General features: G+C 68.9%; 12 protein-coding genes. 6 read left to right on the forward strand and 6 right to left on the reverse strand.

Annotated features, from left to right (window positions below; all coding sequences use genetic code 11):
• The 6 genes from VKG81_RS16150 to rpmF form a co-directional block, all read right to left on the reverse strand.
• The coding region (locus tag VKG81_RS16150; RefSeq protein ID WP_324397571.1) for an MspA family porin at positions 1-652 on the reverse strand (652 nt) is incomplete at its 3' end.
• A 492-nt stretch (positions 653-1,144) separates the two neighbouring features.
• Positions 1,145-1,690, reverse strand: coding sequence for a molybdenum cofactor biosynthesis protein B (locus VKG81_RS16155; protein WP_324397593.1), 546 nt, complete (start codon positions 1,688-1,690; stop codon positions 1,145-1,147).
• A gap of 2 nt (positions 1,691-1,692) precedes the next feature.
• Entirely contained in the window at positions 1,693-3,171 is a 1,479-nt protein-coding gene (locus tag VKG81_RS16160; RefSeq protein ID WP_324397572.1) for a S1C family serine protease, read from the reverse strand.
• A 48-nt stretch (positions 3,172-3,219) separates the two neighbouring features.
• Positions 3,220-4,746 (reverse strand): HAMP domain-containing sensor histidine kinase, encoded by a 1,527-nt coding sequence (locus VKG81_RS16165; RefSeq protein ID WP_324397573.1) that lies wholly within the window; start codon positions 4,744-4,746, stop codon positions 3,220-3,222.
• Positions 4,746-5,435 carry a response regulator transcription factor gene (locus VKG81_RS16170; RefSeq protein ID WP_324397574.1) on the reverse strand — a complete coding sequence of 230 codons (690 nt, stop codon included), beginning with the start codon at positions 5,433-5,435 and terminating at the stop codon, positions 4,746-4,748. Before VKG81_RS16170 ends, VKG81_RS16165 begins: the two co-directional genes overlap by 1 nt.
• A gap of 75 nt (positions 5,436-5,510) precedes the next feature.
• A complete protein-coding gene (gene rpmF / locus VKG81_RS16175) occupies positions 5,511-5,684 on the reverse strand; it encodes a 50S ribosomal protein L32 (protein WP_324397575.1) in 174 nt (57 codons plus the stop codon).
• A 155-nt stretch (positions 5,685-5,839) separates the two neighbouring features.
• On the opposite strand from rpmF, the gene VKG81_RS16180 reads away from it, so the two are divergent.
• The 6 genes from VKG81_RS16180 to VKG81_RS16205 are packed head-to-tail and all read left to right on the forward strand — an operon-like array spanning position 5,840 to position 14,235.
• Entirely contained in the window at positions 5,840-7,546 is a 1,707-nt protein-coding gene (locus VKG81_RS16180) for an acyclic terpene utilization AtuA family protein (RefSeq protein ID WP_324397576.1), read from the forward strand.
• Entirely contained in the window at positions 7,543-8,694 is a 1,152-nt protein-coding gene (locus VKG81_RS16185) for an acyl-CoA dehydrogenase family protein (RefSeq protein ID WP_324397577.1), read from the forward strand. Before VKG81_RS16180 ends, VKG81_RS16185 begins: the two co-directional genes overlap by 4 nt.
• A complete protein-coding gene (locus VKG81_RS16190) occupies positions 8,691-10,286 on the forward strand; it encodes an acyl-CoA carboxylase subunit beta (RefSeq protein ID WP_324397578.1) in 1,596 nt (531 codons plus the stop codon). The genes VKG81_RS16185 and VKG81_RS16190 overlap by 4 nt, the downstream gene beginning before the upstream one ends.
• Before the next feature lie 39 nt (positions 10,287-10,325).
• The gene (locus VKG81_RS16195; RefSeq protein WP_324397594.1) at positions 10,326-12,305 is read left to right on the forward strand and encodes a biotin carboxylase N-terminal domain-containing protein; all 1,980 of its coding nucleotides are present in this window, start codon (positions 10,326-10,328) and stop codon (positions 12,303-12,305) included.
• Positions 12,302-13,468 (forward strand): acyl-CoA dehydrogenase family protein, encoded by a 1,167-nt coding sequence (locus VKG81_RS16200; RefSeq protein ID WP_324397579.1) that lies wholly within the window; start codon positions 12,302-12,304, stop codon positions 13,466-13,468. The genes VKG81_RS16195 and VKG81_RS16200 overlap by 4 nt, the downstream gene beginning before the upstream one ends.
• Positions 13,468-14,235 carry an enoyl-CoA hydratase family protein gene (locus VKG81_RS16205; RefSeq protein ID WP_324397580.1) on the forward strand — a complete coding sequence of 256 codons (768 nt, stop codon included), beginning with the start codon at positions 13,468-13,470 and terminating at the stop codon, positions 14,233-14,235. The genes VKG81_RS16200 and VKG81_RS16205 overlap by 1 nt, the downstream gene beginning before the upstream one ends.
• The last annotated feature ends 41 nt before the right edge of the window (positions 14,236-14,276 follow it).

Below are 14,276 nucleotides of genomic sequence, written 5' to 3' on the forward strand. Positions count from 1 at the left end.
AGTTCATGTTCCAAGGGTCGCCGTAGGTGGTGACGCTGTCACCCGCTTTGGAGATGAGCCGCGCGAACGGGCGCAGCAGCACACCGCCGGCCGCGCCGGTCACCGTGCCGTGCGCGTTGGACACCGCCACCGCGCCGTCCGGGCCGGTGACGTCCACCGAGAACGTCGCGACCTCCTGAATACCGGGGCCGTTACCCAGGTTGGCGGAGATCGACACGCCCGGGAACAACGGCGGCGAGGTCACGACCAGAGCGGGCGTGACGGCGCCGGTCGCGGGGTTAAATCCGACCGAACTCTGGTCCAGGTTGATGTTCGGCGTGGTGTAGCTGAAGTTCACGCCCACCCCCAGCGACCACGGGAACCCGATCTGATAACCCAGCTCCAGCGTGCCGGCGAATTGGGCGGCGTTGGGGCCGGTGACGTGGTAGACGGCCTTGCCGGAGTGAAACCACTCCCGGGTCAGCCGGTTGCGGTCCAGCGGATACACGCCGTTGAGGAACGTGTCCCACTGCTCGATGTCGAGGGTGTCGCCGCCCCCGTCGACCAGGGTCAGCTGATTGTCCATCCCGGCGTGGGACGTGCCGTGCCCCACGAACAGCGCCGCCGTAGCGGCGACGAGTGCCGCGAGCAGCACCCGACCGATAACCTTCATGTTCTCCCTAGCCGTGTCCGACACGAGAAACATAACGGGACCGCACCACCCCGGCAACGGATGGATAAACGGATGGATAGCCGCCGTCGCGGGCTGCCCGGGGCCGCCCGGTTGTTTGCCGGCGCGGGGGTCAGCGGGGTGAAGCGCCGCGGCTGTGAAGACAGCTCATATGGATCTGGCGACCCATTGTCGGTGTAGTTCGCTTGAATGGGTCACGCTGCGGCAGAGCGATGTCAACGGTGGTGCGGAGGCACGTTGTCGCGCAACCACTGATCATGTCCGGAGCGGTCGTCGCAGCTCTCGTCGTCGGCGCGACCGGATATCGACTCAGGGGACGTCTCATTAACTGCCGTCTGATGGGGCTGTGACTTCTTTTCCATGACCCGCCTCTCCTGTGACGAAGATCACATTGCCGCTCCGCGACACTGAACTCGGCGACGGCCGATCGGCGTGTCGCGTCGCCGAGTTCAAAGTCGCGGCGCGGGATTCGGGTCAGATTTCGAGGCTCGACAGCTGGCCGATGATCTGAGTTGCCAGCGGATTGAGCGTGGCCATGCCGTCGCGGACCGCATATCGCGAACCGGCCAGGTTGACCACCAGGGTGCTCCCGGAGATCCCCGCAAGCCCCCGGGACAGCCCCGCGTCGACGATGCCGGCCGAAAGCCCCGACGCCCGCAGCGCCTCCGCGATCCCGAGCAGCTCCCGGTCGAGGATGTCGCGGGTGGCGTCCGGCGTGACGTCACGCGGCGTCACGCCGGTGCCCCCGACGGATACCACCAGATCCACTCCCCCGATGACCGCGGTGTTCAGCGCGTTGCGGATTTCGACCTCGTCGGCCGCCACCGCGACGACCCCGTCGACGACAAATCCCGCCTCGGTGAGGAGCTCAGTGACCAGCGGTCCGCTGTGATCCTCTTCGTCGCCATGGGCGGTGCGGTCGTCGACCACGACGACCAACGCACGGCCCACCAACTCCGCCGGCTTCTCCATGGATGCAACCGTATATCTGGCCGCCGACAGCGGCGCAGCCACTCTCAGGATCACTGCTGGGCCTTGCCGAGCGTGACCTGAACGGTCTGGTTGCCACCCGACGGATCGGTGTAGGTCAACTTCACCTTGTCCCCGGGAGCCTTGGACCGCACGGCCGCCACGAGCGCGTCGGCGCTGTCGATCACCCGGTCGTCGAGCTTGGTGACCACGACGCCGCTGGGCAGTCCTGCGGACGCGGCCGCACCACCGCTGGTGACGTCAACGATCTTGGCGCCGTGGGTGTTCGGGTCGCTTTGAACCTGCACACCGAGGGTGGCGTGCGAGGCCGATCCCGTCTGAATCAGCTCATCGGCGATGCGCTTGGCCTGGTCGACCGGGATCGCGAAGCCAAGTCCGATCGAGCCGCTCTGCGCGTCGGGCGAATCGCCACCCATGGTCGCGATAGCCGAGTTCACGCCGATCAACTCGCCGTTCATGTTGACCAGCGCGCCACCGGAGTTGCCGGGGTTGATCGCGGCGTCGGTCTGGATCGCGTCGAGCACCGTGGTCTGGTTACCGACGTCGCCTGCCGTCGACACCGGCCGGTCCAGTGCGCTGATGATGCCGGTGGTCACGGTGCCCTGAAGGCCCAGCGGTGAGCCGACCGCCACCACGTCCTGGCCTACCCGCAGGTTGGACGAGGTTCCGAGCGTGATCGGGGTGAGCCCGGAGACGCCCTGGACCTTGACCACCGCGATGTCGCTGGCCGGATCGGTGCCGACGACGGTGAACGAGGCCGTGCGGCCATCCGCGAATGTCACGGTCGTCGTGGGAGCCCCACCGCCCGGCGCGCCGGATGCGCCGCCCGGTCCGCCCGGTCCGCCGGGTCCGCCCGGTCCGCCCGGTGCGCCGGGCTCGGCCGGGGCGCTCGGCGCGCCCTTCGCGGCCGCGGAAACGACGTGATTGTTGGTCAGGATCACGCCGTCCGACGACAGGATGATCCCGGAGCCCTCCTCGGACTGCCGACCCATCTGCACCTCGAGCTTGACCACACTCGGCACAACCTTGGCCGCAACCTGTTCGATGGAGCCATTGGGCGCGTTCGCGGCGGGCTGGCTCGGCGCCGCGCCCTGCGCGGTGACCATCGTGCTCGTCGTGCCGTGATCCGAATGCACGGCCACCGCGACCGCACCGCCGATGCCGGCGGAGACAACCGCGATCGCCAATGCGCCCGCCATCAAGCCCCCTGCGCGAGAACGCTTCTGGGGCGAAGCGCCGGGAGCGCCCGGGGGCACCTGCCCCGGGGGCACCTGCCCGGGCGGGAGTTGTCCCGCGGGTACCTGTCCGGGCGGCACCTGGCGTGGATCACGGTAGGGATCATATGGTGGCCGGTACGGCTGTTGAGGCTGCCGCGGGTAGCGCCAGTCGTAGGGCTGCTGGTAACCACCGAGCCCTGGCTGACGCGGGTACTGTTGCGGCGCAGGGTTGTCGGGCCCAGGACGATTTCCCGGTTGCTGTGGCGGCGGCGAGTACCTCGGTTGGTTCGTCATCTCGCTCAGATGTTCTTTCTCGAGTTGGGGTAAAGCACGTCGTCGCCTCTACTGTGCGCTCATCGACTGAGAACCGACTGAGAGCTGGTTCGATACATCTGGAGACTTTGCCCCATTGGTGCCCGCTACGCCAGCCAAATAACCGGCACCGGGGCCCGGCGCCGCGGCGGCCGGCACGGGGCGGCCGTCCAGCAACACATATATGGAGGTACCCGGCGGGTCGCCACCGGGCACGGTGTCCTCGATCCGAATCATCCCACCGTGTTTCAGGACGACTTGTTTGACCATGGCCAGCCCCAACCCGGACCCGGGCAAAGCCCGTGCGGAGGTCGAACGGTAGAACCGCTCGAACACCAGCCCGCGTTCGTGCGGCGGGATGCCCGGACCCCTGTCGGCCACGACCAGTTCGGCGTGCGCGGGGTCGGTCTGCGTCAGGCGCACGCCGACCCGGCCACCGGGCGGACTCCACTTTGCGGCGTTGTCGAGCAGATTCAGCACGGCTCGAGACAGCGCCGCGGCGTCGCCATAGACCTGCCAGGGGGTGACGCGGACGTCGAAGTCAATGTCGTTGCGGCGCCGACGTACTCGCTCGAGGCTTCGGTCCAGGACCTCCGACATGTCGACCGGCTCGTGCACCACACCGCCCGCGTCATCACGGGTCAGGTCCACCAAATCGCCCACCAGAGTGGACAACTCCTCGATCTGCGCGATCACATCGGCACGCAGCCCCGCCATCTCGTCTTCGGGCAGCCTCGGCGCACCGGGCGCCATCGAAGCCATCAGCAGCTCGACGTTCGTGCGCAGCGATGTCAACGGGGTCCGCAACTCGTGGCCGGCATCGGTGACCAGACGCGCCTGCCGTTCCCGAGACTCGGCGAGAGCGCGCAGCATCGTGTTGAAACTCTGGGTGAGACGGGCCAATTCGTCGCTGCCCGACACAGGGATCGGGCGCAGGTCGTCGGTGCGCGCCACCCGTTCAGCCGCTTCGGTGAGCCGGCGTACCGGCCGCAGCCCGGCCCGCGCCACCATGCCGCCGGCCACCGCGGCGATCGCGACGCCGAGACCGCCGACGATCAACAACACGGTGCCCAACCGCCGCAACACCGCATCGGTGGGCGCCAGGCTCTTCGAGATCATCAGGGTGCTGCCGTTGTCCAGCCGCACCGCGAGCACGCGCTGGTGGTTCGCGGTACGCAACGACAACAGCAGGTCGCCGTTCACCACGTCTTTCTCCGGCTGGCCAAAAGGCAGCGTCTGACCCTGCTGGTTGGCCGTGAAGATGTAGTGACCGGGATTGACCAGCACCGCGTTGACGTCGGAATACGCGGTGCCCTCGATGGCCTTGGCCGGATCGGCGGACAGCGAACCGCTTTCAATCAGCAGCCGCGCCCGGCTGTGCAGTTGATTGTCGATGTCCCCGTACAGCGCCGCCGACACCACGACGTAGACGGCCATGGCCATCAGCACGACCACCATGGCGACCATCGACATCGCCAGCAGCATCACCCTCGCCCGCAGGGACAATGAGCTGCTGGGAGGTAGCGGCGGAGGCGGGGGCGGCCGGAACCAGGACATCAGGGTGGAGTCTCGCGCAGCACGTATCCCACCCCGCGGACGGTGTGGATCAGCCGCGGCTCGCCTTCCGCTTCGGTCTTGCGCCGTAGGTAACCGATGTAGACCTCGAGCGCGTTACCCGACGTGGGGAAGTCGAATCCCCATACCTCTTCGAGGATGCGGCTTCGCGTCAGCACCCGGCGCGGGTTGGCGATCAACATCTCCAGCAGCGCGAACTCGGTGCGGGTGAGGCTGATGCGGCGCTCGCCGCGGGTCACCTCGCGGGTCACCGGGTCCAGGCTGAGGTCCGAGAACGTCATCGCGACGGACTCACCGGCCCCGTCGTCGGGGATGGTCCGGCGCAGCAACGCCCGCATCCGGGCCAGCAACTCCTCCAGCGCGAACGGCTTCGGGAGATAGTCGTCGGCGCCCGCGTCGAGTCCGGCCACCCGCTCCGATACCGAGTCGCGCGCAGTGAGCACCAGAATCGGCAGGTCATCGCCGGTGCTGCGCAGCTGACGGCACACTTCGAGGCCGTCCAACCGCGGCATCATGACATCCAGGACGACCGCGTCGGGCCGCTCGCTGGCGATCGCGTCGAGCGCCTCCACGCCGTCCTGAGCAAGCGATACCGAGTAGCCGTTGAACGAAAGGGATCGACGCAGCGACTCGCGCACGGCGCGATCGTCGTCAACGACAAGTATCCGCACGGCCACCAGTCTCTACGTAACAACTGAGAGTGACCTGAGAGGCGCGCCGGTTCGCCGTCGGCGAACGGCCTACTCTCAGCGGCCGTCGAGGTCCAGCAGCCCCAGGCGGGCGGCCTTGCGGAGCCGACGCGGAACCTTGTGCTGCCGGCCCGCCACGGTGACGCCGACGAGCTCGATGCGCGCGGCCTTCCACTGCGCGCGGCGGCTACGGGTGTTCGCGCGCGACATCCTGCGCTTGGGCACAGCCATGTTCGGCTTCTCCTATCCGGGTGCTGCCGCGCGAACGCGCTGCGGCGACAAGTTCCCGTCCAGGATAGCCGGTGACCACGGGCGTTTCCAAAATACCGAGCGGAACGACTAACCTACCGGTTGGTTGGCGGAGGGGTTTTCGAGGAAGGGGCGCGGTGGCGGAGACGACGGGCGCGGTTCGCATCGGGAACTGCTCGGGCTTCTACGGCGACCGGCTGGGCGCGATGCGGGAGATGCTCACCGGCGGCGAACTGGACTACCTCACGGGCGACTACCTCGCCGAGCTGACCATGCTGATCTTGGCCCGCGACCGGGCCAAGGCGCCGGACCGCGGCTACGCGAAGACGTTCCTGACCCAACTCGAGGAATGCCTGGGGCTGGCCCACGACCGCGGCGTGCGGATCGTGGCCAACGCCGGCGGGCTCAACCCGGCGGGCCTGGCAGCGGCGGTGCGCTCCCTGGCCGAGCGGCTCGGCGTCGGGGTCGCAGTAGCTCACATCGAAGGTGACGACCTGCTTCCCCGCGCCGCCGAACTGGGATTGGGCAACCCGCTGGCAGCCAACGCGTACCTCGGGGCCTGGGGCATCGTCGACTGCCTCAACCGCGGCGCCGACGTCGTCGTCACCGGCCGGGTCACCGACGCGTCGGTGCTCGTCGGTCCGGCCGCGGCGCACTTCGGCTGGGGCCGCACCGACTACGACCAGCTGGCCGGCGCCGTTGCCGCGGGCCACATCATCGAATGCGGCGCACAGGCGACCGGCGGCAACTATGCGTTCTTCACCGACATCAACGACCTGACCCACCCGGGCTTCCCGCTGGCCGAGGTGCACGCCGACGGGTCGGCGGTGATCACGAAGCACCCCGGCACCGGCGGAGCCGTCAGCGTCGGTACCGTCACCGCGCAGATGCTTTACGAGATCACCGGCGCCCGCTACCCCAATCCGGATGTGACGTTGCGCGTCGACACGATCGAGTTGTCGGCGGACGGGCCGGATCGGGTCCGCGTCGGCGGCGTGCGCGGCGAGCCGCCGCCGCCGACGCTGAAGGTGTCGCTGAACACGATCGGCGGCTTCCGCAACTCCATGACGTTCGTGTTGACGGGTCTGGACATCGAGGCGAAGGCCCACCTCGTGCGGCGCCAGCTGGAGACCGGGCTGACCGTCAAGCCCGCCGAGCTGGAGTGGACGCTCGCCCGCACCGACCATCCCGACGCCGACACCGAGGAAACGGCCAGCGCGCTGCTGCGCTGCGTGGTCCGCGATCCCGATCCCGCCAATGTCGGCCGCCAATTCTCCTCCGCCGCTGTGGAATTGGCGCTGGCGAGCTACCCCGGCTTTCACCCCACCACTCCGCCGGGCGACGGTCAGGTGTACGGCGTGTTCACCGCCGGCTTCGTGCCCGCAGGCGAAGTACGCCACGTCGCGGTGCACGCCGACGGCAGCCGCACCGACATCGCACCGGCCGACGACACCCTCGCGGCGTCCGCCGCCGACGCGCCCGCGCTGCCGGAGCCGTTCCCCGACGGGCCGACACGGCGGGTACCGCTCGGTGTGATCGCCGGCGCCCGCAGTGGTGACAAAGGGGGCAGCGCGAACATCGGGCTGTGGGTGCGCACGGACGACGAGTGGCGCTGGCTCTCCCACGCCCTGAGCTCCGCCAGGCTCCGCGAACTGCTCCCCGAGACCGAAGACCTCACCATCACGCGTCATCTGTTGCCGAACCTGAAGGCGGTGAATTTCGTGATCGAAGGCATCCTCGGCGAAGGCGTGGCCTACCAGGCGCGCTTCGACCCGCAGGCAAAGGGTCTGGGCGAGTGGCTGCGCGGCCGCTACGTTGACGTGCCGGAAGCCCTGCTGCCGTGACCATCTGGAACACGCCCGAGCGTGATCAGCTGCGAAAGACGGTGCGCGCATTCGCCGAACGCGAGGTGCTGCCACACATCGAGGACTGGGAACGCATCGGCGAGCTGCCGCGCGACCTGCACCGCAAGGCCGGCGAGGCCGGCCTGCTCGGCGCGGGCCTGCCGGGGTCCGTCGGCGGCGGGGGCGGTGACGGCGCCGACTCGGTAATCATCTGCGAGGAGATGCACCACGCGGGCAGCCCGGGCGGGGTTTTCGCGTCGCTGTTCACCTGCGGCATCTCGGTGCCGCACATGATCGCCTCGAGAGACGCGCGGCTGATCGACGAGTTCGTGCGCCCGACGCTGAGCGGTGAGAAGATCGGCGCGCTTGCGATCACCGAGCCGGGTGGCGGTTCCGACGTCGGACACCTGCGCACCACCGCGCGCCGCGACGGCGACGACTACATCCTCAACGGTGCCAAGACCTACATCACCTCGGGAGTGCGGGCCGACTACGTCGTCACCGCGGCACGCACCGGGGGCCGCGGCGCGGCGGGCGTCTCGCTGATCGTCGTGGAGAAGGGCACGCCGGGATTCGAAGTCAGCCGCAAACTGGACAAGATGGGGTGGCGGTCCAGCGACACCGCCGAGCTGTCCTACACCGACGTTCGCGTGCCGGCGGCCAACCTGATCGGCGCCGAGAACAGCGGCTTCGCCCAGATCGCGGCCGCGTTCGTCGCGGAGCGCGTCGCCCTTGCCGCGCAGGCGTATTCGAGCGCGCAGCGCTGCCTGGACATCACCGCCGAGTGGTGCCGCAACCGCGAGACGTTCGGTCAGCCGCTCATCTCACGCCAGTCGGTGCAGAACACGCTGGCCGAGATGGCGCGCCGCACCGACGTGGCCCGGGTGTACACCCGGCACGTGGTGGAACGCCAGCTGGCCGGCGACACGACGAATTTGATCCCGCAGGTGTGCTTCGCGAAAAACACCGCGGTCGAAGCCGGCGAATGGGTGGCAAACCAAGCCGTTCAGCTGTTCGGCGGCCTGGGCTACATGGCCGAAAGCGAGATCGAGCGCCAGTATCGCGACATGCGCATCCTCGGCATCGGCGGCGGGACCACCGAGATCCTGACCACGCTGGCGGCAAAGTTGCTGGGATACCAGTCATGACCTTACTCGCGACCGCGCTCGACATCCGGTCCACGGCCTACGCCGAAGCGGCGTCGGCGATGACGGCCAAGCTTGCCGAAATCGACCGCGAACACGCCAAGGCGCTGGCCGGGGGCGGCCCGAAATACGTCGAACGCCACCACGCCCGCGGCAAGCTCACCCCACGGGAACGCATCGAGCTGCTGCTCGACCCCGACTCGCCGTTCCTCGAGCTGAGCCCGCTGGCCGGGTGGGGCAGCGAGTTCCAGGTCGGCGCCTCCGTCGTCGTCGGCATCGGCGCGGTCAGCGGCGTCGAATGCCTGATCGTCGCCCACGACCCGACGGTCAAGGGCGGCACCAGCAACCCGTGGACGTTGAAAAAGATCCTGCGCGCCAACCAGATCGCGTTCCAGAACAGGTTGCCGGTGATCTCGATGGTGGAATCCGGCGGCGCGGACCTGCCGACCCAGAAGGAAGTCTTCATTCCGGGCGGCCAGATGTTCCGCGACCTGACGCGGCTCTCGGCCGCGGGCATCCCGACCATCGCGCTGGTGTTCGGCAACTCGACCGCGGGCGGCGCCTATGTGCCGGGCATGTCCGACCACGTGGTGATGATCAGGGAACGCTCGAAGGTGTTCCTTGCCGGGCCGCCGCTGGTCAAGATGGCCACCGGCGAGGAATCCGACGACGAGTCGCTGGGCGGCGCCGAAATGCATGCCCGCACTTCAGGTCTGGCGGACTATTTCGCGGTCGACGAGCGCGACGCGCTCCGCATGGGCCGGCGCATCGTGGCCCGGCTCAACTGGCGCAAGCTCGGCCCGACACCCGGGCCGGTCAGCGAGCCGCTTGCCGACCCCGAGGAGTTGCTCGGCGTCGTGCCGCCCGACCTGCGCACCCCGTTCGATCCAGGCGAGGTGATCGCCCGCATCGTCGACGCTTCGGAGTTCGACGAGTTCAAGGCGCTGTACGGGTCATCGCTGGTAACCGGCTGGGCGACCCTGCACGGCTACCCGATCGGGATTCTGGCCAACGCCCGCGGCATCTTGTTCAGCCAGGAGTCGCAGAAAGCCGCCCAGTTCATCCAGCTGGCCAACCGCTCCGACACGCCGCTGCTGTTTCTGCACAACACCACCGGCTACATGGTGGGCAAGCAGTACGAGGAAGGCGGGATGATCAAGCACGGGTCGATGATGATCAACGCCGTGTCCAATTCCACCGTGCCGCACATCTCGCTGCTGATCGGCGCCTCCTACGGTGCCGGGCATTACGGGATGTGCGGGCGGGCGTACGACCCGAGGTTTCTGTTCGCCTGGCCCAGCGCCAAGGCGGCGGTGATGGGCGGAGCGCAGCTGGCCGGCGTGATCTCAATCGTCAGCCGCGCCGCGGCACAGGCACGCGGCCAGCAGGTCGACGAGGACGCCGACGCGGCACTGAGGGCCGCGATCGAGGCGCAGATCGAAGCCGAGTCGCTGCCGATGTTCCTGTCGGGCCGGCTTTACGACGACGGGGTGATCGATCCCCGCGACACCCGCACCGTGCTGGGAATGTGCCTGTCCGCCATCGCGAATGCACCAATCGAGGGGACGTCGAACTTCGGCGTCTTCCGGATGTAGGGGGCCGCCGATGAGCGCTTGCGCGAAGAGGAAAAGGCACTGATGATCAACAGTGTTCTGGTGGCCAACCGCGGAGAGATCGCGCGGCGGGTGTTCGCGACGTGCCGACGGCTCGGGCTGGCCACCGTCGCGGTGTACACCGAGCCCGACGCCCGGGCACCGCACGTGGGGGAGGCCGACGCGCGGGTCAGGCTTGCGGGCACCGACGGATACCTGAACATCAAGGCCCTCATCGACGCGGCGAAGGCCGCGGGCGCCGACGCGATCCATCCGGGTTACGGGTTCTTGTCGGAGAACGCCGAATTCGCCGCCGCCGTCCAGGACGCCGGGTTGGCGTGGATCGGGCCGCCGGTCGCGGCGGTGGCTGCCATGGGCAGCAAGATCGAGGCCAAGAAGATGATGGCCGCGGCCGGGGTTCCGGTGCTCGAGGAACTCGACCCGGACGGCGTCGACGAGTCCGCGCTGCCCGTGCTGGTCAAGGCATCCGCCGGCGGCGGTGGTCGCGGTATGCGGGTGGTCACCGAATTATCTGCTCTGGCAAGCGAGGTCGCGGCGGCCCGGCGCGAGGCGGCGTCGGCGTTCGGCGACGACACCGTGTTCTGCGAGCGGTACCTGCCACGGGGCCATCACATCGAGGTGCAGGTGCTCGCCGACGAGCACGGTGTGGTGTGGGCGGTCGGCGAGCGCGAGTGCTCGATCCAGCGGCGCCATCAGAAGGTCATCGAGGAGGCACCGTCGCCGCTCGTCGAGCGCACGCCGGGCATGCGGGACAAGCTGTTCGACGCCGCCCGCCAGGCCGCGACGGCGATCGGGTACACCGGAGCGGGCACAGTCGAGTTCCTGGCCGACCCCGACGGCTCGTTCTATTTCCTGGAGATGAACACCCGCCTTCAGGTCGAGCACCCGGTCACCGAATGCGTCACCGGCCTCGACCTGGTCGAGCTCCAACTGCTCGTCGCCGGCGGCGGTCGGCTCGACCCCCAACCTCCCGTCGGTCCAGGGTATTCGATCGAGGCGCGGCTATACGCCGAAGATCCCGCCCGTGGCTGGCAGCCGCAGGCCGGTGCCGTCCACACCTTTGAGGTGCCCACCGCGACCGAGGCATTCGCGCCGCTTCGCCGGCCCGGCGTGCGACTGGACGCAGGCGTCGTCGACGGCTCGCTGGTGTCCGCGTACTACGACCCGATGCTGGCCAAGGTGATCTCGTACGCGCCGACCCGCACGCGGGCGGCCGCGCTGCTGGCCGATGCGCTGGCCCGCGCCCGGGTCCACGGTGTCGGCACCAACCGCGACCTGCTGGTCAACGTGCTGCGGCACCCGGCGTTCATCGCCGGGGACACCGACACCGCATTCTTCGACACCCACGACCTGGCGGCGCTTTCCACGCCGCTGGCCGGCGCCGACGCGGCACGTTACTCAGCGCTGGCGGCCGCGCTGGCCGACGCCGCCCACAATCGCTCCACCGCAGCGGTTTTCGGGGCGCTGCCCAGCGGCTGGCGCAACCTCGCGTCGGGCTTCCAGGTCAAGACGTTGCGTGACGCCGCCGGGAACGAGCACCGCGTGGAGTACCGATTCGACCGCGACGGGCTGAGGGTGCCCGCCGCCGACGACGTCGCGCTGGTGTCGGCCACCGCAGCGCGGGTGGTGCTCACGATCGACGGCGTCGACCGGCCGTTCAGCGTCGACCGCCACGGCGACTCCGTCTACGTCGACTCACCATTGGGGCCGGTGGCACTCACGGTCGTTCCCCGCTTCCCCGAACCGGGTACCGCGCTGCAGCCGGGCTCGTTGCTGGCGCCGATGCCCGGATCGATCACCCGGATCGGTGCACAGGTGGGCGACACCGTCACCGCGGGACAACCGGTGGTGTGGATGGAGGCGATGAAGATGGAGCACGCCGTCAACGCACCAACCGACGGTGTGCTCACCCACCTCGACGTGCAGGTCGGCCAGCAGGTCGAACTGGGTGCCGTGCTCGCCCGAGTGGAAGCTTCTGACGAAGGAGGATCAGCCGCATGACCGAAAACAGTTTCGTCGAAAGCGAGGAACGCCAGGCGCTGCGCAAGTCCGTCGCCGCGCTGGTGGCCAACTACGGCCAGGAGTATTACCTGGAGAAGGCACGCGCCGGCGAGCACACCGACGAATTGTGGAACGAGGCAGGCAAACTCGGGTTCATCGGCGTCAACCTCCCCGAGGAATACGGCGGCGGAGGCGCCGGCATGTACGAACTCTCCCTCGTCATGGAGGAGATGTCCGCCGCCGGTTGTGGCTTGTTGATGATGGTGGTGTCGCCGGCGATCAACGGCACCATCATCGCCAAGTACGGCACCGACGAGCAGAAGAATCGATGGCTGTCCGGCATCGCCGACGGGTCGACCACGATGGCGTTCGCGATCACCGAACCCGACGCCGGCTCCAACTCGCACAACATCACCACAACAGCGCGGCGCGACGGCGGCGACTGGATCCTGCGCGGCCGCAAGATCTACATCTCCGGCGTGGACCAGGCACAGGCCGTGCTGGTGGTGGGCCGGACCGAGCATGCCAAGACCGGCAAACTGCGGCCCGCGCTGTTCATCGTGCCGACGGACACGCCAGGCTTCGAGTACACCCCGATCGAGATGGAGCTGATCAGCCCGGAACGCCAGTTCTCGCTGTTCATCGACGACGTGCGGTTGCCGGCCGACGCGCTCGTCGGCTCCGAGGACGCAGCGATCGCCCAGTTGTTCGCCGGCCTGAACCCGGAACGCATCATGGGCGCCGCGAGCGCTGTCGGGACGGGACGCTTCGCGCTCAACAAGGCGGTGGACTACGTCAAGACCCGCAAGGTGTGGTCCGCGCCGATCGGCGCCCACCAGGGTCTCTCACATCCATTGGCGCAGAACTACATCGAGATCGAGCTGGCGAAGCTGATGATGCAAAAGGCCGCGACGCTCTACGACTGCGGCGACGACGCGGGCGCTGCCGAAGCCGCCAACATGGCCAAGTACGCGGCGGGTGAGGCGTCGGTGCGCGCGGTGGATCAGGCCGTGCAATCACTCGGCGGCAACGGCCTGACCAAGGAGTACGGCATCGCCGCCGCGGTCACGGTGTCCCGGCTGTCGCGGATCGCGCCGGTCAGCCGCGAGATGGTGCTCAACTTCGTCGCCCAGACGTCGCTGGGCCTGCCCCGCTCGTACTGATGACCGCGCTGGTCCGCTTCGCGGTCGAGGGTCAGGTCGCGCGGATCACCCTCGACTCGCCGGACAACCGCAACGCGCTGTCGTCGGCGCTTGTCGACCAGCTGCACCGGGCGCTGAGCGACGCCGCCGGAGAGCGCGGGGTACGGGCGGTGGTGCTCGGCCACACCGGCGGAACCTTCTGCGCGGGGGCGGACCTGTCGGAGGCCGGCGGCGGCGACGCGTTCGAAGCCGCGGCCGACCGGGCGCGGCGGCTCACCGCGCTGCTGCGGGCGATGCTCGAATTGCCGCTACCGGTGGTGGGTGCCGTCGACGGGCATGTCCGCGCCGGCGGCCTGGGCCTCGTCGGCGCGTGCGACATCGTCGTCGCGGGCCGGCAGAGCACGTTCGCGCTCACCGAGGCCCGCATCGGGGTGGCGCCGGGCATCATCTCGCTGACCCTGCTTCCCAAGATGACGGCCAGGGCCGCGGGCCGATATTTCCTGACCGGTGAGAAGTTCGGCGCCGACGAGGCCGCGGCCATCGGCCTGGTGACCGTCGCGGCCGACGACGTGGCCGCGTCCGTCGCCGGGGTCACCGCCGAGCTGGGACGAGGATCGCCCCAAGGCCTGGCCGCGTCGAAGGCACTGACCACGCGGGCCATCCTCGAGGAGTTCGACCGCCGCGCCGAAACACTCACGGTGGAGTCGGCCCGGTTGTTCCTGTCCGACGAAGCCCGCGAGGGCATGCTCGCGTTCCTGCAGAAGCGTCCGCCGCGCTGGACCACGTGAGGCAAATTGACGACTTCTTGACAGTCACATTCAATTGACTG

The organism is Mycobacterium sp. (assembly GCF_035314905.1).
Lineage (GTDB): Bacteria > Actinomycetota > Actinomycetes > Mycobacteriales > Mycobacteriaceae > Mycobacterium.

What these genes read in the sequence shown, in the direction of transcription:
- VKG81_RS16160 (WP_324397572.1), bottom strand. Translation starts at nt 3,171, where the DNA reads ATGACGAACCAACCGAGGTACTCGCCGCCGCCACAGCAACCGGGAAAT.
- VKG81_RS16200 (WP_324397579.1), top strand. Translation starts at nt 12,302, where the DNA reads ATGACCGAAAACAGTTTCGTCGAAAGCGAGGAACGCCAGGCGCTGCGC.
- VKG81_RS16165 (WP_324397573.1), bottom strand. Translation starts at nt 4,746, where the DNA reads ATGTCCTGGTTCCGGCCGCCCCCGCCTCCGCCGCTACCTCCCAGCAGC.
- rpmF (WP_324397575.1), bottom strand. Translation starts at nt 5,684, where the DNA reads ATGGCTGTGCCCAAGCGCAGGATGTCGCGCGCGAACACCCGTAGCCGC.
- VKG81_RS16205 (WP_324397580.1), top strand. Translation starts at nt 13,468, where the DNA reads ATGACCGCGCTGGTCCGCTTCGCGGTCGAGGGTCAGGTCGCGCGGATC.
- VKG81_RS16190 (WP_324397578.1), top strand. Translation starts at nt 8,691, where the DNA reads ATGACCTTACTCGCGACCGCGCTCGACATCCGGTCCACGGCCTACGCC.